Source organism: Streptomyces sp. SAT1 (genome assembly GCF_001654495.1).
Classification (GTDB): Bacteria; Actinomycetota; Actinomycetes; order Streptomycetales; family Streptomycetaceae; genus Streptomyces; species Streptomyces andamanensis.
On sequence record NZ_CP015849.1, the window covers coordinates 1,739,788 to 1,757,648 of the forward strand.

Sequence of the window (17,861 nt, forward strand, 5' to 3'; positions counted from 1 at the left end):
GCCGCGCCGGTCAGCCCTTCTTGGCCGTACCCGCCTCGTCCTTCACCCCGGCCTCGGCCGGGGCCCCGGCCGCGCCGTCCTCGTCCGCGCCGCCGGGACCGGCGTCCCGCGGGCCGGGATCCGCCTTCGCGTCCGCGTCCCCCGCCTTGCCGGCGGGGCCGTCCACGGGCCCGGCCGCGTCGTCGGGGGTGTCCTTCTCGGCCCTGTCCGCGGCGCCGTCCGGGGCGGAGGCGGTCCTGCCGGTCCCGCCGGTCTCCGCCCCGGCCGCCGTCTCGCCCTCGGCGGGCAGGCCGCGCTCGACCTGGAGTTCGCGGCCCGGCCGCTTCTTCGCCGAGATCCAGATGTAGGCCACGGCGAGCAGGAAGACGAGCAGGGCCGTCCAGTCGTTCAGCCGCAGGCCCAGGATGTGGTGGGCGTCGTCGACGCGCATGTACTCGATCCAGCCGCGGCCCAGGCAGTACGCGGCGACATACAGGGCGAACGCCCGGCCGTGGCCCAGCTTGAAGCGGCGGTCGGCCCAGATCACCAGGAAGCCGACGCCGACGCACCACAGGGACTCGTAGAGGAAGGTCGGGTGGTAGTACCCGGGGACCCGGCCGTCCGTGGTCGAGGTGATGTGCAGCGCCCAGGGGACATGGGTCTCCCGGCCGTACAGTTCCTGGTTGAACCAGTTGCCCCAGCGGCCCAGCGCCTGGGCGAAGGCGATGCCCGGTGCCACCGCGTCGGCGTACGCGGGCATCGGCACCCCGCGGCGGCGGGCGCCGATCCACGCGCCGAGCCCGCCCAGCGCGATGGCGCCCCAGATGCCGAGGCCGCCCTCCCACACCTTGAAGGCGTTCACCCAGTCACGGCCCTCGCCGAAATACAGCTCGTAGTCCGTGATCACGTGGTAGAGCCGACCGCCCACCAGGCCGAACGGGACGGCCCAGACGGCGATGTCGGCCACCGTGCCGGACCGGCCGCCGCGGGCGACCCAGCGCTTGTTGCCGAGCCAGACGGCTACGAAGACGCCGATGATGATGCAGAACGCGTAGCCGCGCAGCGGAAGGGGACCGAGGTACACCACTCCGTGCGACGGGCTGGGAATGTAGGCAAGTTCCATGGCAGGGTCGACGCTACCGCAGCCGGAGCGGGCCCAGGACGAGCAGCCCGGCTACGGGTCCATAACGGGCCGCCGCCCGGGAACCGCGCCGCCCGGGGACGCACCCGACCCTCACCGGACCCTTACCCGCGCCTTGCCCCGCTCCCACCCGGCGCGCGCTCATCCCTTGTCGGCCGCTTCGACCTGCTGCTTCAGCTTGGCCGGGGTCATCGACCGGTCCTCCAGGATGTTCTTGCCGTTCAGCAGGACGGTCGGGGTGCCCGAGAAGCCGCCGGACTGGAACGCCTGCTGGGACTTGTCGACCCAGCTGTCGTGCGTCCCCTTGTCGACACAGGCGCGGAAGGCCGGGGTGTCCAGGCCCTTCACCTTGCCGGCCAGCCGGATCAGCGTGGCGTTGTCGGCGAAGGCGTCGTCCGTCTCCTTGGGCTGGTTGTCGTAGAGCACGTCGTGGAAGGCCGGGAAGTGTCCGGCGTCCTGGGCGCAGGCCGCCGCGTTGGCCGCGCGCAGCGAGCCGCTGCCGCCGAGGTTGCCGTCGATCAGGCGGACCAGGTGGTACTCGACCCGGAGCTTGCCGGAGTCGACGAGGGAGTGCACCGTCGGCCGGTACGCCGCCTCGAACGCCTGGCAGGCCGGGCAGCGGAAGTCCTCCCACACGGTGAGCGTCGACCGGGCGCCGTCCTTGCCGACCGGGATCGCGAGACCGTCCTTGCCCTGCGCGCCCGAGGGCGCCGCGACCGGGCCCGCACTGCTGCTCTTGTCCTTGCCGGAGTTCGCGGCGAGCACGCCGATCACCGTCGCCAGGGCCAGCACGCAGACCACACTGGCGGCCACGATCAGCGTGCGCCGGCGCCGCTCCGAGGCCTTCTGCTTCTCGCGCTGGACCGCCAGCCGCTGCCGGGCGGTGCGCTTCGCGTCATGGTTCTTCTCGCTCACACCCCCAGAACGAACCGGGGAGGCGCATTGCGCCTCCCCGGTCCCAGGTCCACCCGTTCGAGTGACCGAATGTTCTGCTGTGTCCGTTCTGCGGCGTCCGCCGCGGCCGCGGCACCGCGTCCGGGCCGCGCGGTCCGTGCCCGGCTACGCCTGGCCGCGCACCCCGCGGGCCAGTTCGCCGGCCAGTTCCCGGACGGCCTCGACACCGGCGGCGGCGTCCGGGGCGTCCAGCATCCGCTTGACGAACGCCGAGCCGACGATGACACCGTCGGCGAAGCCCGCGACCTCCGCGGCCTGGGCCGGGGTGGAGACACCGAGCCCGACGCAGACGGGCAGCCCGGTGCCGGTGCCGCGGGTGCGCCGCACCAGGTCCTGGGCCTGCGCGCCGACCGACTCGCGGGTGCCGGTGACCCCCATGAGCGAGGCGGCGTAGACGAAGCCGGAGCCGGCGGCGGTGATCTCGGTGAGCCGCTCGTCCTTGCTGCTGGGCGCCACCACGAAGACGGTCGCCAGACCGTGCTTGTCGGCGTGCTCGCGCCACAGCGCGGACTCCTGGACGGGCAGGTCGGGCAGGATGCACCCGGCGCCGCCCGCGTCGGCCAGCTCGGCGGTGAACCGCTCCACGCCGTAGCGGTCGATGGGGTTCCAGTACGTCATGACCAGGACCGGCTTGCCGGTGGCGGCGTGCGCCTCGCGGACCGTGCGCATGACATCCGCGATCCGCACACCGCCGCGCAGGGCGATGTCGTCGGCGGTCTGGATGACCGGGCCGTCCAGGACCGGGTCGCTGTGCGGCAGCCCGACCTCCACGACGTCGGCACCGCCGTCGAAGACGGCCTTGATCGCCTCGATGCCGCCGTCCACGGTCGGGAAGCCCGCCGGGAGGTAGGCGATGAGCGCGGCGCGGTCCTCGGCGCGGGCGGCGGCGAGGGTGTCCGACAGAAGCTGGATGGTGCCGCTCACTTGGCGTCCCCCTCGATCTCGGCGGTGTCGGCCGCGTCGGCGGCCACCTCGGCGTCGGTGTCGTACAGGCCGAAGTAGCGGGCGGCGGTGTCCATGTCCTTGTCGCCGCGCCCGGAGAGGTTGACCACGAGCAGCCCGTCCGGGCCCAGCTCCCGGCCGACCTCCAGGGCGCCGGCCAGCGCGTGGGCGCTCTCGATGGCCGGGATGATGCCCTCGGTGCGCGACAGCAGACGCAGCGCCCGCATGGCGGCGTCGTCGGTGACGGCGCGGTACTCGCCGCGGCCGGAGTCCTTGAGGTAGGAGTGCTCGGGGCCGATGCCGGGGTAGTCGAGCCCGGCCGAGATGGAGTACGGCTCGGTGATCTGGCCCTCGTCGTCCTGGAGGACGTAGGAGCGGGAGCCGTGCAGCACACCGGGCTCGCCCGCGGTCAGGGTCGCCGCGTGCTCGCCGCTCTCCACGCCGTGCCCGGCCGGCTCGCAGCCGATCAGGCGGACGCCGGTGTCGGGGATGAAGGCGTGGAAGAGGCCGATGGCGTTGGAGCCGCCGCCGACACACGCGACGGCGGCGTCCGGCAGCCGTCCGGCGCGCTCCAGGAGCTGGCGTCGTGCCTCGACGCCGATGACCCGGTGGAAGTCGCGGACCATGGCCGGGAAGGGGTGCGGACCGGCGACGGTGCCGAACAGGTAGTGGGTGCGGTCGACGTTGGCGACCCAGTCGCGGAACGCCTCGTTGATGGCGTCCTTCAGGGTGCGGCTGCCGGACTTCACGGCCACGACCTCGGCGCCGAGCATGCGCATCCGGGCCACGTTCAGGGCCTGCCGCTCGGTGTCGATCTCGCCCATGTAGATCGTGCAGTCCAGGCCGAACAGGGCGCAGGCGGTGGCGGTGGCGACGCCGTGCTGTCCTGCGCCGGTCTCCGCGATCACCCGTGTCTTGCCCATGCGCTTGGTGAGCAGCGCCTGGCCGAGCACGTTGTTGATCTTGTGGGAGCCGGTGTGGTTGAGGTCCTCGCGCTTGAGGAACACCCGGGCGCCGCCCGCGTGTTCGGCGAAGCGGGGCACCTCGGTCAGGGCGCTGGGCCGGCCGGTGTAGTGGACGAGCAGATCGTCCAGCTCACGGGCGAAGGCGGGGTCGGCCTTCGCCTTGTCGTACTCGACGGCGACCTCGTCCACGGCGGCGACCAGGGCCTCCGGGATGAACTTGCCGCCGTACGCGCCGAAGTAGCCCTCGGCGCTGGGGACCTGACCGTCCTGGTCAGGGAAGAAGAATTCGCTGGGCATGCCAGAACCTCACGGTGAGTGCGTGGGACAACACTGTGCGCCGTGGGGGCGGGACGGCGTCCGGCGGCGGGCCGGACGCGGTTGCTCGCGCCCCGTCAGGGGCGCTGCCATCGACGGCCGTTGACCTGCCCCGGTTCGGCACCGATGACGTACCGGACGCGCCGGCCGTGCACCCGCCGCGCCGGGGCGCGGCAGCCCCGGGGGCGGCAGCCGCGCGCCAGGCGCGCGTGCCGGTCGGCGGTCGTCATGGTGAGCGTCATCGGTGCCCAGCCTACCGGCGTCTCAGCCGCGGCCGTGCCGCAGTGCGGGGTGCGCCCCGGCGGCCACCAGGTCGGCGACGGCCGTCCTCGGGTCGCGGCCGGTGACCAGGGACTCGCCGACCAGGACGGCGTCGGCGCCGGCGTTGGCGTAGGCGATCAGGTCGTGCGGGCCGCGGACCCCGGACTCGGCGACCTTGACGACGCTGTCCGGGATCTCCGGCGCGACGCGCTCGAAGGTGTCGCGGTCGACCTCCAGCGTCCGCAGGTTACGCGCGTTGACGCCGATCACCTTGGCGCCGGCGTCCACCGCGCGCTCGACCTCGTCCTCGTCGTGGACCTCCACGAGCGGGGTGAGCCCGATGGACACGGCGCGCTCGATCAGCGACTCCAGGGCCGGCTGGTCGAGGGCGGCGACGATCAGCAGGGCGAGGTCGGCGCCGTAGGCACGGGCCTCCCACAGCTGGTACGACGTGACGATGAAGTCCTTGCGCAGCACGGGAATGTCCACGCGGGCGCGGACGGCCTCCAGGTCGGCGAGCGAGCCGCCGAAGCGGCGCTGCTCGGTGAGGACCGAGATGACGGAGGCGCCGCCCGCCTCGTAGTCGGCGGCGAGTCCGGCCGGGTCGGCGATCGCGGCCAGCGCGCCCTTGGACGGGCTGGAGCGCTTGACCTCGCAGATCACCTTGACGCCGTCGCCGCCGAGCGCGGCGAGCCCGTCCTTGGCGGCCGGCGCCTTCGCCGCGCGCTCCTTGAGCTCGTCGAGGCTGACGCGCGCCTGCCGCTCCGAAAGGTCGGCACGGACTCCGTCGATGATCTCGTCGAGCACACTCACGCGAGCGGCCCCCTTCCAGACGGTGGGATGTTCCAGCGGGTCGAGCGGCCTCCGGCGGGCCGCCTGCGGCGGATCGTGCGGATCTGGCGGATCTGGCGGGCGGAACCGGTGGTCACTGCGATGGTATCCGCAGGAGGGGCGAGGGCTCGCATCCGGCCGACCGCGGTCCCATTACCTGGACAGACACCGGACGATCAAGGGTGGAGCCAGCCGCCGAACGGCAGGTTCCGGACAACGGCGAAGAGCGCGAACAGGGCGCCCAGGCTCCACAGGAGCGCCGGGGGCGGCGTGAGACGCAGGGGGCGCCCGCGGATCGCGTGGACGGTCCACAGGGTCCACAGCACGGCGAAGGCCAGATAGCCGAGGACGGCCGGGGCGTTGTCCCGCAGGGCCGTGAGGAGGTCGCCGTGGGCGAAGGCGTGGGCGCTGCGCAGTCCGCCGCAGCCGGGGCAGTACAGGCCGGTGAGGCGCAGCAGCGGGCAGGCGGGGTAGTGCCCCGGCTCGCCGGGGTCCACCACCGCGACGTACGCGAAGGCACCGGCGACGGCCGCGAGCACCGCGCCGGGTACGGCGAGCCGTCCGAGCACCTGTCCGGGACGCGCCCCGGGAGCCGTCCCGTCGTCGCGGGCGCCCCGGGGGCCCGGGACGGGCGTCCGGCCGCGCGGCGCCCGCTGACTGTCTGCGTTCACCTGTCGCATTCTGCCCGCGGCGCGCATCCCGCGCGCGCGGGATGCGCGGCGGGCGCGTCGCACACACGCGTGAGGGGCGGCTGCCGGCCGCCCCTTCCCGTCGTGCCGCGCGGTCCGCGCCGAGGCTGTCAGCCCTTGGCGCCGGCCGGGGCGCCCTTGGCGGCCACCTGGTGCACCGGGTGCTCGTTCTTCTGACCCATGCCCATCAGGCGCATGACGCCGCCGACGACACCGCCGAGCAGCACGATGCCCATGCTGACCCAGAAGCCGACGGGCTGGGCCATCACCATGAAGGCGCCACCGGCGCAGAAACCGATGAAGGCGATGATGACACCGGTCCAGGCGGCCGGGGTGTGACCGTGGCTGCTGCCCGCCATGACTTGCTCCTCGTTGCTTGTACGTCGCTTGTACGTCGCTTGTGCGGCGCCGGTACGGATCCGAGCCGGATGCTCGGATCCATTGTCCCGTACGCGTGCACGCGACGTGAGCGGGGGTCGCTCCTCGCGACCCGTTTCATCACATCGGGAAGGCGGACCGGCCGGGCGGCGGTCAGGCGGGGCCCGTGCCGGTCGGGTCCTCGCCGCGGTCGAGGGCCTTCCAGAGATCCTCGGGCCGGTCGGGGTCGAGGGGCTTGGCCGCGCGGGGGCGCGGCGCGCCGGAGCGTTCGTAGCGGCCGGACATCGCGGGCCACGACCTGCCGTAGCGCAGGGCCAGCAGACCGGCGAGCAGGAGCAGCACGCCGCCGGCCGCGGCGACGTAGGGCCAGCCGGTGTGACTGAGCGAGGCGGCGGTCGCGGCGGTGTCGCCGGACGCCTGCGCGGCCCTCTCGTCGAGCGCGCCGCCGTCGGAGGCGCCGTTGAGGGCGGCGGCGACGGTACCCGCGCCGGAGAGCGCGAGCAGGGCGGCGACCAGCACGCGCCCGGAGCGGCGGACCGCGAAGACGGCGACCAGCGCGGCCAGTCCCACGACGGCGAGCGCCGCGGGCACGCCCGTGATGTCGCTGCCCTTGGCGGTCAGCGGGAAGGCCCCGCCGGCCACCGACGCGGTGCCCTCCGCCCAGCGCTGCCGGGAGGCCAGCAGCGCCACGGCGGCGCCGGCCGCCCCGCACAGCAGGGCGACGGCGAGGCTGCGGCGGCCGGAGCGGGCGGCGGCGGCCTCGGGACGGGGGTGAGGTACGGCAGTCACGTACTCCACTATCGCCTGCGCGGCGGGCGGAGCGTCACCCGGGGTTCCGTGAGATGCGCCCCACCGGCCGCGCGCGCCGCCCGCAGCGGCCCTACGGGGCCAGCCGGTTGGCGGTGTGGACCGCGCGCAGCACGGCGGCGGCCTTGTTGCGGCACTCGGTGTCCTCGGCGACCGGGTCGGAGTCGGCGACGATGCCCGCGCCCGCCTGGACGTAGGCGGTGCCGTCGCGCAGCAGGGCGGTGCGGATGGCGATGGCGGTGTCGGAGTCCCCGGCGAAGTCGAGGTAGCCGACGCAGCCGCCGTACAGGCCGCGCCGGGAGGGTTCGAGCTCGTCGATGATCTGGAGGGCGCGCGGCTTGGGCGCGCCGGACAGGGTGCCGGCCGGGAAGCAGGCGGTGAGCACGTCGAAGGCGGTGCGGCCGGCGGCGACGCGGCCGGTCACGGTGGAGACGATGTGCATCACGTGCGAGTAGCGCTCGATGGACATGAAGTCGACGACCTCGACGGAGCCCGGTTCGCAGACCCGGCCCAGGTCGTTGCGGCCGAGGTCGACGAGCATCAGGTGCTCGGCGCGCTCCTTGGGGTCGGCGAGGAGTTCGTCGGCGAGGGCCTGGTCCTGCTGCGGGGTGGCGCCGCGCGGCCGGGTACCGGCGATGGGGTGGACCATGGCCCGCCCGTCCTCCACCTTGACCAGCGCCTCGGGCGAGGAGCCGACGACGTCGAAGCCGTCGAGGCGGAACAGGTACATGTACGGCGAGGGGTTGGTGGCCCGCAGCACCCGGTAGACGTCCAGGGCGCTCGCCGTGCACGGCGTCTCGAACCGCTGCGAGGGCACGACCTGGAACGCCTCGCCCGCGCGGATGCGCTCCTTGACGTCCTCCACGGCCGCCCGGAAGTCGGCGCCGCCCCAGCGGGCGGTGTACTCGGGCAGCTCGGAGGGCGGCAGCGCGGCCGGGGGCTGGGCGACGGGCCGGGACAGGTCGGCCTCCATCGCGTCGAGGCGGGCGACGGCGTCCGCGTACGCCTCGTCGACGCCGGTGTCGAGGTCGTTGTGGTTGATCGCGTTGGCGATCAGCAGGACCGTGCCGTCCCAGTGGTCGAGGACGGCCAGGTCCGAGGTGAGCAGCATGGTCAGCTCGGGCAGCTTCAGGTCGTCGCGCTCGCCGGGGCCGACCTTCTCCAGGCGGCGCACGATGTCGTAGCCGAGGTAGCCGACCATGCCGCCGGTGAAGGGCGGCAGGCCCAGGTCCTGGGCGAGGTCGCGCGGGGTGTGCAGGGCCTCGACGGTGGCCCGCAGGGCGGCGAGCGGGTCGCCCTCGACGGGGACGCCGACCGGCGGGCTGCCCAGCCAGTGGGTGCGGCCGTCGCGCGCGGTGAGCGTGGCGGAGCTGCGGACGCCCACGAAGGAGTAGCGGGACCAGGAGCGGCCGTTCTCCGCGGACTCCAGCAGGAAGGTGCCGGGGCGCTCGGCGGCGAGCTTGCGGTAGAGCGCGACGGGGGTGTCGCCGTCGGCGAGGAGCTTGCGGGTGACCGGGATGACGCGGCGGTCGCCGGCCAGCTTGCGGAAGGTGTCGAGGTCCATGGCGGCCGACCCTACTGATCCGCGGCCGGTGCGCCGGAATCCGCGCGGCCGGACGCCCCGTCCGGGGCGGGCACGGAGGGCTCGGCGGACGCGGCGGACGCGGCGGACGCGTCCGGTCCTGCGGTGGCGTCCGGCCCGGCGGTGGCGTCCGCGCGCAGCACGTCGGCGTCGAAGCAGGTGCGGTCGCCGGTGTGGCAGGCGGCGCCGACCTGGTCGACCTTGACCAGCAGGGTGTCGGCGTCGCAGTCCAGCGCGACCGACTTCACCCACTGGACGTGCCCTGAGGTGTCGCCCTTGACCCAGTACTCCCGGCGGCTGCGCGACCAGTAGGTGCAGCGTCCGGTGGTCAGGGTGCGGTGCAGCGCCTCGTCGTCCATCCAGCCGAGCATGAGCACCTCGCCGGTGTCGTACTGCTGGGCGATGGCGGGGACGAGTCCGTCGGCGCCGCGCTTGAGCCGCGCGGCGATCTCGGGGTCGAGGCTGCTGGACCGGGCGGTGCCGGGCGTGCTGGTCATGGGTGCCATTGTGCCGCGCGGGAGCGGCGGACCGTGCGACGGTCCGGTGGGCGGACGGGCCGGGGGGTCGTAGGCTGACAGCATGTCGACCTTCGCCAAGCGTGAACGGCTTCTGCTCGCCGACCTCTTGGAAACCGCGGGGCCCGAGGCACCCACCCTCTGCGAGGGCTGGCGCACCCGTGATCTCGCGGCGCACGTGGTGGTGCGTGAGCGGCGCCCGGACGCGGCCGGCGGCGCGCTGATCAAGCCGCTGGCGGGGCGTCTGGAGAAGGTGCTGGAGGAGTACGCGGCGAAGCCGTACGAGGAGCTGATCCAGCTCATCAGGACCGGGCCGCCGCGGTTCTCACCCTTCCAGCTCAAGCAGGTGGACGAGGCGGCCAACACCGTCGAGTTCTATGTGCACGCCGAGGACGTGCGGCGGGCGCAGCCCGACTGGGCGCCGCGCGAGCTGGACCCGGTCTTCCAGGAGGCCCTGTGGTCGCGTCTGGAGCGCACCGCGCGGCTGCTGGGCCGGGGCATCCCGACGGGTCTGGTGCTGCGCCGGCCCAACGGCCAGACGACCGTCGCCCATCGCGGGACCCCGGTGGTCACGGCGACGGGCGAGCCGGCGGAGCTGCTGCTGTTCGCCTTCGGGCGGCAGGGCAAGGCCCGGGTGGAGCTGGAGGGCGAGCAGGAGGCCATCGCGAAGGTCTCGGAGACCAGGCAGCTGGGGTTCTGATCCCGCCGGGTCCGGCCCTCAGGGGAGTTCGGCGCGGCGCAGGTCGCGGGCGCCCAGGACGACGAGTCCGGCCAGGCCGCTGATCGCGGCGCAGCCCGCGAAGACGGGACCGGTGCCCCACAGGGCGACGCCCGCGCCGACCAGCGGGAAGGTGAGCGGCGCGACGCCGAACCCGACGAGCGTGGAGACCGAGGTGACCCGGCCGAGGTAGGCGGCGCCCGCGCGGGCCTGGACCAGGGCCCCGCACAGTGCTCCGGCGAGGCCCGCGCTCACGCCGATGAGCAGGGCCGTGACGGCGGCCGCGGGTACGGACGGCATCAGGGCCAGGGCGGCGACCGCGACGGCGGAGACGACGTTGGCGAGGGCGGCCACCGCCCCGGCGCGCGGTATCCGGCCGCGCCAGGTGAGCAGGAGCGAGGCCGCCCCGGCGCCGGTGCCGAAGCCGGCGAGCACCCAGCCGAGGCCGGAGGTCCCCCAGTCGCGCTGCTGGGCGAGCAGGGTGAGGCCGAGGTTCATCGGGCCGACGAAGCCGAGGTCGCTGAGGGCGATGGCCAGGACCAGGGGGCGCAGGACGGGGTCCTGGCGGATGTGGCGCAGGCCGTCGCGCAGTTCGGCGCCGAGGGCGCGCCGGGCGGGTTCGGCGGTACCGGGGGCGGGGCCGCCGACCCGCACCAGGAACAGCAGCGGCAGGGACATGCCGACGAGGAGGGCGGCGAGGCCGAAGGCCCCCGCGGTGCCGCCGAGGGCGACGCCCAGGCCGCCGAGCGGGCCGCCGAAAACATTGGCGAGGCGGACGGCGAGGCCGCGCATGCCCTGGACGCGGGCGAGCTGGTCGCGGGCGGCGATCCGGCCGGGCAGGGCGCCCGCGGCGGGCAGGAAGACGGCGTCGACGAGCCCGAAGAGCACGGCGACCGCGCCCAGCGTCCACAGCCCGGGGCTCGCGACCAGCAGCAGGACGGCCGCGGTCAGCACGAGGACGGAGCGGACGGCGGTGCTGCCGAGGACCACCCGGCGCGGCCCGTAGCGGTCGGCCACCACTCCCCCGCCCAGCATCAGCAGGGCGCGGGGCAGCGCGCCGGCGGCGGTGACGAGACCGGCCTGCGCGGGGGTGCCGGACTGGACGGCCGCCCAGGACAGGGCGATGTAGTAGACGTTGTCGCCGACCGCGGAGGAGAGGTATCCGCCGAGCCAGCGCAGGACGTTCGGGTCGCGGTGGGCGGGTCTGCCGTGCAGACCGGCCGGGGGCGTGAGCGTGGTGGTCACGGCGGTACGTCCTCTCAGACGCGGCGGGCCGGGCTCCCGGCATCGGGGCCGGGGCCGGGCGCGGGGCGGCGGGGTCAGGTGCGGAACGGGAAGCCGTACGTGTGCACCGCGACGTTCTCGCGGCCCTCGGTGTCACCGGCGGCGACGGCGGCCCGGCCGCGCTCCTCGTACTCGCGGACGAGGCCGTACATGCGCCGGGACAGCTCGGCCAGTTCCCGGGGGGTGAGCTTGAGCAGCCATTCGGAGGAGTCGGCAGCCTGGCTCCACTCGCGGCCCCAGTGGGCGCGCTCGTCGAGGAAGCGCCGGTACAGGTCGGCGCGCTGGTCGAAGAAGAGGCGGCTGGCGGCGGTGTGCGCGGCGGCCTTCTCGGGGGCGTCCGAGAAGTCCTCGTCGCGGATGGAGACGCCGTCGCTGGCGGGCTGCCACCAGCGCTCGCGGCCGTCCGCGGTCTGCGGCTCGGCCTGCTCGATCAGCCCGTGCTCGGCCAGCTTGCGCAGGTGGTAGCTGACCAGGGAGACGGCCTCGTCGACCTGCTCGGCGAGCTGGGAGGCGGTCGCCGTACGGGCGATGGTCAGCGCGCGGTAGAGCTGCATGCGCAGCGGGTGGGCGATCGCCTTGAGCGTGCCCAGGTCCTGGATCCGGCGGTCTCGTTCCCTGTCCGTCATGACCGCAACGCTAGATGCGCAAGAGAAGTTGCACAACTAGTTTTGCGCAACTTCTCTTGCGCAATTTTCCTTGCGGATCCGCGCGCGGAAAAGCCCCGGCCGCCCTGCGGCAGCCGGGGCTCCGGGCCCGCCGGGTCACCGCACGGGGTGCCCGGCCTCCCGCAACGTCTCCTTGACCTGACCGATGCGCAGATCACCGAAGTGGAACACCGAGGCCGCGAGGACCGCGTCCGCGCCCGCCGCGACGGCCGGCGGGAAGTCGGCGAGCCGTCCGGCGCCGCCGGAGGCGATCACCGGGACGGTGACGTGCTTGCGGACGGCCGCGATCATCTCCAGGTCGTAGCCGTCCTTGGTGCCGTCCGCGTCCATGGAGTTGAGCAGGATCTCGCCCGCGCCCAGCTCGGCGGCGCGGTGCGCCCACTCCACCGCGTCGATGCCGGTGCCGCGCCGCCCGCCGTGGGTGGTCACCTCGAAGGTCCCGGCCTCGGTGCGGCGCGCGTCGACCGACAGGACCAGCACCTGACGGCCGAAGCGCTCGGCGATCTCCCGGATCAGGTCCGGGCGGGCGATGGCCGCCGTGTTGACGCCCACCTTGTCGGCGCCCGCCCGCAGCAGCCGGTCCACGTCCTGCGCGGTGCGGACGCCGCCACCGACCGTGAGCGGGATGAACACCTGCTCGGCGGTGCGGCGCACCACGTCGTACGTGGTCTCGCGGTCGCCGGAGGACGCGGTGATGTCCAGGAACGTCAGCTCGTCGGCACCCTCGGTGTCGTACACCTTGGCCATCTCGACGGGGTCGCCCGCGTCGCGCAGGTTCTGGAAGTTGACGCCCTTGACGACCCGGCCGTTGTCCACGTCCAGGCAGGGGATGACTCGGACCGCCAGGGTCATGAATCGGGCTCCTCTGATCTTCCTCTGAATGCTTCGAGTTCCACCGAGACCAGGATGCGCGGGTCGACGAAACCGTCCACGACGAGCAGCGTCGCCACCGGGCGCACCGCGTCGAACAGCTCCTTGTGGGCGCGGCCCACGCCGTCCATGTCCCGGGCATGGCTGAGATACATACGGGTCCGGATCACGGACTCCACGCCGAGCCCGAACGCGCCGATCGCCTCCACCGCGCCGGCGAAGGCGATCCGCGCCTGCTCGTACGGGTCGCCCTCCCCGTACAGGACGTCGCCCCGGAAGGCGGTGGTGCCCGCCACCAGGACGAGGTCGCCCGCCGCGACGGCCCGCGCGAATCCGAACGTCTCTTCCCAGGGAACTCCGCTCTGCACGCGCCGTACGGCATCGGACGTCATGACGACACTTCCTCCAGGGCCTCTTCGAGCGTGAACGCCTTCGCGTACAGGGCCTTCCCGACGATGGCGCCCTCGACACCGAGCGGCACCAGCGCGGCCAGCGCACGCAGGTCGGCGAGCGAGGAGACGCCGCCGGAGGCCACCACCGGGCGGTCGGTGGCCGCGCAGACGTTCTTCAGCAGCTCCAGGTTGGGGCCCTGGAGGGTGCCGTCCTTGGCGATGTCGGTGACGACGTAGCGGGCGCAGCCCTCCTTGTCCAGGCGCGCCAGCGTCTCGTAGAGGTCGCCGCCGTCGCGGGTCCAGCCGCGCCCGCGCAGTGTGGTGCCGCGCACGTCCAGGCCGACGGCGATCTTCTCGCCGTGCTCGGCGATGACCTTGGCGACCCACTCCGGGGTCTCCAGGGCGGCGGTGCCCAGGTTGACGCGGGTGCAGCCGGTGGCGAGGGCGGCGGCGAGGGTGTCGTCGTCGCGGATGCCGCCGGACAGCTCGACCTTGATGTCCATGGCCTCGGCGACCTCGGCGATCAGGGCGCGGTTGTCGCCGGTGCCGAACGCGGCGTCCAGGTCGACCAGGTGCAGCCACTCGGCGCCGGAGCGCTGCCAGGCGAGGGCCGCCTCCAGCGGGGAGCCGTAGGAGGTCTCGGTCCCGGACTCGCCGTGCACGAGACGGACGGCCTGGCCGTCGCGGACGTCGACGGCGGGCAGGAGTTCGAGCTTCGAAGCCATCACAGGGTTCCGATCCAGTTGTTCAGCAGCTGCGCTCCGGCGTCGCCGGACTTCTCGGGGTGGAACTGGGTGGCCCACAGGGCGCCGTTCTCCACGGCGGCCACGAAGGGCGTGCCGTGGGTGGCCCAGGTGACCTTGGGGGCGCGCATCGCCGGGTTGGCGGTCTCCAGCTGCCAGTCCTGGACGGCGTAGGAGTGCACGAAGTAGAAGCGGGCGCCGGCGTCCAGGCCGGCGAACAGCTCGGAGTCCCCGGGCGCCTCGACGGTGTTCCAGCCCATGTGCGGGACGACGTCGGCGGCCAGCGGCGCGACCGTGCCGGGCCACTCGTCCAGGCCCTCGGCCTGGACGCCGTGCTCGATGCCGCGCGCGAAGAGGATCTGCATGCCGACGCAGATGCCCATGACCGGGCGGCCGCCGGACAGCCGACGGTCGATGATCCAGTCGCCGCGGGCCTCCTTCAGGCCGCGCATGCAGGCGGCGAAGGCGCCGACGCCGGGGACCAGCAGGCCGTCGGCGGCCATCGCGCGGTCGAAGTCACGGGTGATCTCGACCTCGGCGCCGGCGCGGGCCAGCGCCCGCTCGGCGGAGCGGACATTGCCGAAGCCGTAGTCGAAGACCACGACCTTCTTGGCGCCGCCGGTGCTCAATTCCACACCTCCAGGCGCAGCACGCCCGTGAAGATGCACATCGCCGCGCCGAGCGAGAGCAGCACGATCAGGCTCGCGGGCATCTTCTGCCTGGCGAAGGAGTAGACGCCGCCGGCCAGGAAGAGGCCGAGGACGATCAGGATGGTGGAGAAGCTGTTCATGGCGGTTACAGGGCGCCCTTCGTCGAAGGCAGGATGCCGGCCGCGCGCGGGTCGCGCTCCGAGGCGTAGCGCAGGGCCCGCGCCAGCGCCTTGAACTGGCACTCGACGATGTGGTGGGCGTTGCGTCCGTAGGGCACGTGCACGTGCAGCGCGACCTGGGCCTGGGCGACGAAGGACTCCAGGATGTGCCGGGTCATCGTGGTGTCGTACTCGCCGATCATCGGCGCCATCTTCTCGGGCTCGGTGTGCACGAGGTAGGGGCGGCCGGAGAGGTCGACGGTGACCTGGGCGAGGGACTCGTCCAGCGGGACCGTGCAGTTGCCGAAGCGGTAGATGCCCACCTTGTCGCCGAGCGCCTGCTTGAAGGCGGCGCCGAGCGCGAGGGCGGTGTCCTCGATGGTGTGGTGGGAGTCGATGTGCAGGTCGCCGTCGGTCTTGACGGTCAGGTCGAACAGACCGTGCCGGCCGAGCTGGTCGAGCATGTGGTCGTAGAAGCCGACACCGGTGGCGATGTCGGTCCTGCCGGTGCCGTCGAGGTCGATCTCGACCAGGACGGAGGTCTCCTTGGTGGTGCGCTCCACGCGCCCGACGCGGTTCATCCGCTCTGCTCCTGTTCCTTCTTGAGATCGCGCACCGCATCGAGGAACGCGTCGTTCTCGGCCGGGGTCCCGGCGGTGACCCGCAGCCATCCCGGTACGCCGTTGTCCCGGACCAGGACGCCCCGGTCGAGGATCCGGCGCCAGGCGTCGTGGGAGTCCTCGAACCGCCCGAACTGGACGAAGTTCGCGTCCGACTCGGTGACGTCGCAGCCGATCGCCCGCAGCTCGCCGACGAGCCGGTCCCGCTCGGACTTCAGCTGCTCGACATAGCCGAGCAGCGTGTCGGTGTGTTCCAGCGCGGCCAGCGCGGTGACCTGGGTGATCGCCGAGAGGTGGTACGGCAGCCGGACGAGCTGGAGGGCGTCCACCACCGCGGGGTGCGCGGCCAGATAGCCCAGGCGCAGCCCGGCGGCGCCGAACGCCTTGGACATGGTCCGGGAGATCACCAGGTGGGGCCGGCCCGCCAGCAGCGGCAGCAGCGAGGCGCCGTGGCTGAACTCGACGTACGCCTCGTCGACGACGACCATGGTCGGCTTCACCGCCTGCGCGGCCTCGTAGAGCGCGAGGACCGTGTCGGCCGGGACCGCGTTGCCGGTGGGGTTGTTGGGGGTGGTGACGAAGACGACGTCGGGCCGGTGCTCGGCGACGGCCTGCGCGGCGGCGGCCACGTCGACGGTGAAGTCCGCGCCACGCGGCCCGGAGATCCAGCCGGTGCCGGTGCCGCGCGCGATCAGCGCGTGCATCGAGTACGAGGGCTCGAAGCCGATCGCGGTGCGTCCTGGGCCGCCGAAGGCCTGGAGGAGCTGCTGGATGACCTCGTTGGAGCCGTTGGCCGCCCAGACGTTCTCCGGGCCGACGCGGTGGCCGCCGGTGCGGGTCAGGTACGTCGCCAGCTCGGTGCGCAGCTCGACCGCGTCCCGGTCCGGGTAGCGGTTGAGGCCGCGGGCCGCCTCGCGGACCCGCTCGGCGATCCGTTCGACGAGGGGTTCGGGCAGCGGGTAGGGGTTCTCGTTGGTGTTCAGCCGTACGGGGACGTCCAGCTGGGGCGCGCCGTAGGGGGACTTGCCGCGCAGCTCGTCCCGTACGGGGAGGTCGTCGATGCCGAAGTTCACTGGTTGGCCGGTACCTTCCATCCGAACCTCGCCTTGATCGCCGCGCCGTGCGCGGGCAGGTCCTCGGCCTCGGCCAGCGTCACCACGTGGTGGGCGACCTCGGCGAGGGCGTCGCGTGTGTAGTCGACGATGTGGATGCCGCGCAGGAAGGACTGCACCGACAGGCCCGAGGAGTGGCAGGCGCAGCCGCCGGTGGGCAGCACGTGGTTGGAGCCGGCCGCGTAGTCGCCGAGCGAGACGGGCGCCCAGGGGCCGATGAAGATCGCGCCGGCGTTGCGCACCCGGTCGGCGACCGCGGCGGCGTCGGCCGTCTGGATCTCCAGGTGCTCGGCGCCGTAGGCGTCGACCACCTTCAGGCCCTCCGCCAGGCCGTCGACCAGGACGATCGCGGACTGCCTGCCGGACAGCGCCGGGCGGATGCGGTCCTCGACGTGCTTGGTGGCGGCGACCTGGGGCGCCAGCTCCTTGTCCACCGCGTCCGCCAGCTCGGCGGAGTCGGTGACCAGGACGGCGGCGGCCAGCGGGTCGTGCTCGGCCTGGCTGATCAGGTCGGCGGCGACGTGCGCCGGGTCGGCGGTGGCGTCGGCGAGGACCGCGATCTCGGTGGGCCCGGCCTCGGCGTCGATGCCGATGCGGCCGGTGAAGTAGCGCTTGGCCGCGGCGACCCAGATGTTGCCGGGGCCGGTGACCATGTTCGCGGGCGGGCAGGACTCGGTGCCGTAGGCGAACATCGCGACGGCGGTGGCGCCGCCCGCGGCGTACACCTCGTCGACGCCGAGCAGGGCGCAGGCGGCGAGGATCGTCGGGTGCGGCAGTCCGCCGAACTCGGCCTGGGCCGGGGAGGCGAGCGCGATGGACTCGACGCCGGCCTCCTGCGCGGGCACCGCGTTCATGATCACCGAGGACGGGTAGACCGACCGGCCGCCGGGCGCGTAGAGCCCGACCCGCTCGACCGGGACCCACTTCTCGGTGACCGAGCCGCCGGGGACGACCTGGGTGGTGTGCGTGGTGCGGCGCTGCTCGCGGTGGACCAGACGGGCCCGGCGGATGGACTCCTCCAGGGCGGCGCGCACCGCGGGGTCCAGCTCCGCCAGGGCGTCCTTGATCGCCTGGGCCGGAACCCGCACGGATTCCAGCCGTACCCCGTCGAACTTCTCGGCGAAGTCGATCAGTGCCGCGTCCCCGCGATGATGCACGGCCTCGCAGATCGGGCGCACCTTCTCCAGGGCGGCCTGTACGTCGAAGTCGGCTCGGGGCAGCAGGTCACGCAGGGCGGGGCCCTCGGGAAGGGCGTCGCCGCGCAGATCGATTCGGGAGATCACGGTTCCA

22 protein-coding genes are annotated in these 17,861 nt (G+C 73.7%); 1 reads left to right on the top strand and 21 read right to left on the bottom strand.

Going from position 1 to position 17,861, the window contains the following annotated elements; genetic code table 11:
- Nucleotides 1-10: 10 nt before the first annotated feature.
- The 11 genes from lgt to hisI form a co-directional block, all read right to left on the bottom strand.
- Nucleotides 11-1,102 (bottom strand): prolipoprotein diacylglyceryl transferase, encoded by a 1,092-nt coding sequence (lgt, locus tag A8713_RS07610; protein ID WP_079158868.1) that lies wholly within the window; start codon nt 1,100-1,102, stop codon nt 11-13.
- Nucleotides 1,103-1,261: 159 nt separating this feature from the next.
- Entirely contained in the window at nt 1,262-2,035 is a 774-nt protein-coding gene (locus A8713_RS07615; RefSeq protein ID WP_064532458.1) for a DsbA family protein, read from the bottom strand.
- Between the two features lie 144 nt (nt 2,036-2,179).
- Nucleotides 2,180-2,998 (bottom strand): tryptophan synthase subunit alpha, encoded by an 819-nt coding sequence (gene trpA, locus A8713_RS07620; protein WP_064532461.1) that lies wholly within the window; start codon nt 2,996-2,998, stop codon nt 2,180-2,182.
- Nucleotides 2,995-4,278, bottom strand: coding sequence for a tryptophan synthase subunit beta (trpB, locus tag A8713_RS07625; protein WP_064532465.1), 1,284 nt, complete (start codon nt 4,276-4,278; stop codon nt 2,995-2,997). Before trpB ends, trpA begins: the two co-directional genes overlap by 4 nt.
- Before the next feature lie 95 nt (nt 4,279-4,373).
- On the bottom strand, nt 4,374-4,538 hold the full coding sequence (trpM, locus tag A8713_RS32990) for a tryptophan biosynthesis modulator TrpM (RefSeq protein ID WP_018567527.1): 165 nt from the start codon (nt 4,536-4,538) through the stop codon (nt 4,374-4,376).
- A 22-nt stretch (nt 4,539-4,560) separates the two neighbouring features.
- Nucleotides 4,561-5,370 (bottom strand): indole-3-glycerol phosphate synthase TrpC, encoded by an 810-nt coding sequence (gene trpC, locus A8713_RS07630; protein ID WP_018567526.1) that lies wholly within the window; start codon nt 5,368-5,370, stop codon nt 4,561-4,563.
- Nucleotides 5,371-5,564: 194 nt separating this feature from the next.
- Nucleotides 5,565-6,068 (bottom strand): DUF2752 domain-containing protein, encoded by a 504-nt coding sequence (locus A8713_RS07635; protein WP_237305316.1) that lies wholly within the window; start codon nt 6,066-6,068, stop codon nt 5,565-5,567.
- Between the two features lie 119 nt (nt 6,069-6,187).
- Complete coding sequence (locus tag A8713_RS07640) at nt 6,188-6,436, bottom strand: HGxxPAAW family protein (RefSeq protein ID WP_018567524.1); 249 nt, start codon at nt 6,434-6,436, stop codon at nt 6,188-6,190.
- Between the two features lie 172 nt (nt 6,437-6,608).
- Complete coding sequence (locus A8713_RS07645; protein WP_064532469.1) at nt 6,609-7,253, bottom strand: TIGR02234 family membrane protein; 645 nt, start codon at nt 7,251-7,253, stop codon at nt 6,609-6,611.
- 82 nt (nt 7,254-7,335) lie between these two features.
- Nucleotides 7,336-8,826 carry an anthranilate synthase component I gene (locus A8713_RS07650; RefSeq protein WP_064532471.1) on the bottom strand — a complete coding sequence of 497 codons (1,491 nt, stop codon included), beginning with the start codon at nt 8,824-8,826 and terminating at the stop codon, nt 7,336-7,338.
- Between the two features lie 11 nt (nt 8,827-8,837).
- A complete protein-coding gene (hisI, locus tag A8713_RS07655) occupies nt 8,838-9,350 on the bottom strand; it encodes a phosphoribosyl-AMP cyclohydrolase (protein WP_173860810.1) in 513 nt (170 codons plus the stop codon).
- A gap of 73 nt (nt 9,351-9,423) precedes the next feature.
- Between hisI and A8713_RS07660 the strand changes: the two genes are divergently transcribed.
- Nucleotides 9,424-10,059 carry a TIGR03085 family metal-binding protein gene (locus tag A8713_RS07660; protein ID WP_064532472.1) on the top strand — a complete coding sequence of 212 codons (636 nt, stop codon included), beginning with the start codon at nt 9,424-9,426 and terminating at the stop codon, nt 10,057-10,059.
- A gap of 18 nt (nt 10,060-10,077) precedes the next feature.
- Here the strand turns inward: A8713_RS07660 and A8713_RS07665 are convergent, their stop codons facing one another.
- The 10 genes from A8713_RS07665 to hisD all read right to left on the bottom strand — a co-directional run bounded on the left by A8713_RS07665 (nt 10,078) and on the right by hisD (nt 17,854).
- Nucleotides 10,078-11,322 (bottom strand): MFS transporter, encoded by a 1,245-nt coding sequence (locus tag A8713_RS07665; RefSeq protein ID WP_064532474.1) that lies wholly within the window; start codon nt 11,320-11,322, stop codon nt 10,078-10,080.
- A gap of 74 nt (nt 11,323-11,396) precedes the next feature.
- Nucleotides 11,397-11,987: an ArsR/SmtB family transcription factor gene (locus tag A8713_RS07670; RefSeq protein WP_064532476.1), complete on the bottom strand. Its 591-nt coding sequence runs from the start codon at nt 11,985-11,987 to the stop codon at nt 11,397-11,399.
- 135 nt (nt 11,988-12,122) lie between these two features.
- On the bottom strand, nt 12,123-12,878 hold the full coding sequence (gene hisF, locus A8713_RS07675) for an imidazole glycerol phosphate synthase subunit HisF (protein ID WP_064532478.1): 756 nt from the start codon (nt 12,876-12,878) through the stop codon (nt 12,123-12,125).
- Nucleotides 12,875-13,288 (bottom strand): Rid family hydrolase, encoded by a 414-nt coding sequence (locus tag A8713_RS07680; protein WP_064532480.1) that lies wholly within the window; start codon nt 13,286-13,288, stop codon nt 12,875-12,877. The genes hisF and A8713_RS07680 overlap by 4 nt, the downstream gene beginning before the upstream one ends.
- Nucleotides 13,285-14,013 carry a bifunctional 1-(5-phosphoribosyl)-5-((5-phosphoribosylamino)methylideneamino)imidazole-4-carboxamide isomerase/phosphoribosylanthranilate isomerase PriA gene (priA, locus tag A8713_RS07685; RefSeq protein ID WP_064532481.1) on the bottom strand — a complete coding sequence of 243 codons (729 nt, stop codon included), beginning with the start codon at nt 14,011-14,013 and terminating at the stop codon, nt 13,285-13,287. The genes A8713_RS07680 and priA overlap by 4 nt, the downstream gene beginning before the upstream one ends.
- Nucleotides 14,013-14,666, bottom strand: a complete 654-nt coding sequence (hisH, locus tag A8713_RS07690; RefSeq protein ID WP_173860811.1) for an imidazole glycerol phosphate synthase subunit HisH — start codon at nt 14,664-14,666, stop codon at nt 14,013-14,015. The genes priA and hisH overlap by 1 nt, the downstream gene beginning before the upstream one ends.
- Nucleotides 14,657-14,821 (bottom strand): hypothetical protein, encoded by a 165-nt coding sequence (locus A8713_RS33750; protein ID WP_173860812.1) that lies wholly within the window; start codon nt 14,819-14,821, stop codon nt 14,657-14,659. The genes hisH and A8713_RS33750 overlap by 10 nt, the downstream gene beginning before the upstream one ends.
- A gap of 5 nt (nt 14,822-14,826) precedes the next feature.
- Entirely contained in the window at nt 14,827-15,420 is a 594-nt protein-coding gene (gene hisB / locus A8713_RS07695) for an imidazoleglycerol-phosphate dehydratase HisB (protein WP_018567512.1), read from the bottom strand.
- Complete coding sequence (locus A8713_RS07700) at nt 15,417-16,532, bottom strand: histidinol-phosphate transaminase (protein ID WP_237305317.1); 1,116 nt, start codon at nt 16,530-16,532, stop codon at nt 15,417-15,419. The genes hisB and A8713_RS07700 overlap by 4 nt, the downstream gene beginning before the upstream one ends.
- The gene (gene hisD / locus A8713_RS07705) at nt 16,529-17,854 is read right to left on the bottom strand and encodes a histidinol dehydrogenase (RefSeq protein ID WP_064532489.1); all 1,326 of its coding nucleotides are present in this window, start codon (nt 17,852-17,854) and stop codon (nt 16,529-16,531) included. Before hisD ends, A8713_RS07700 begins: the two co-directional genes overlap by 4 nt.
- Between the last annotated feature and the right edge of the window lie 7 nt (nt 17,855-17,861).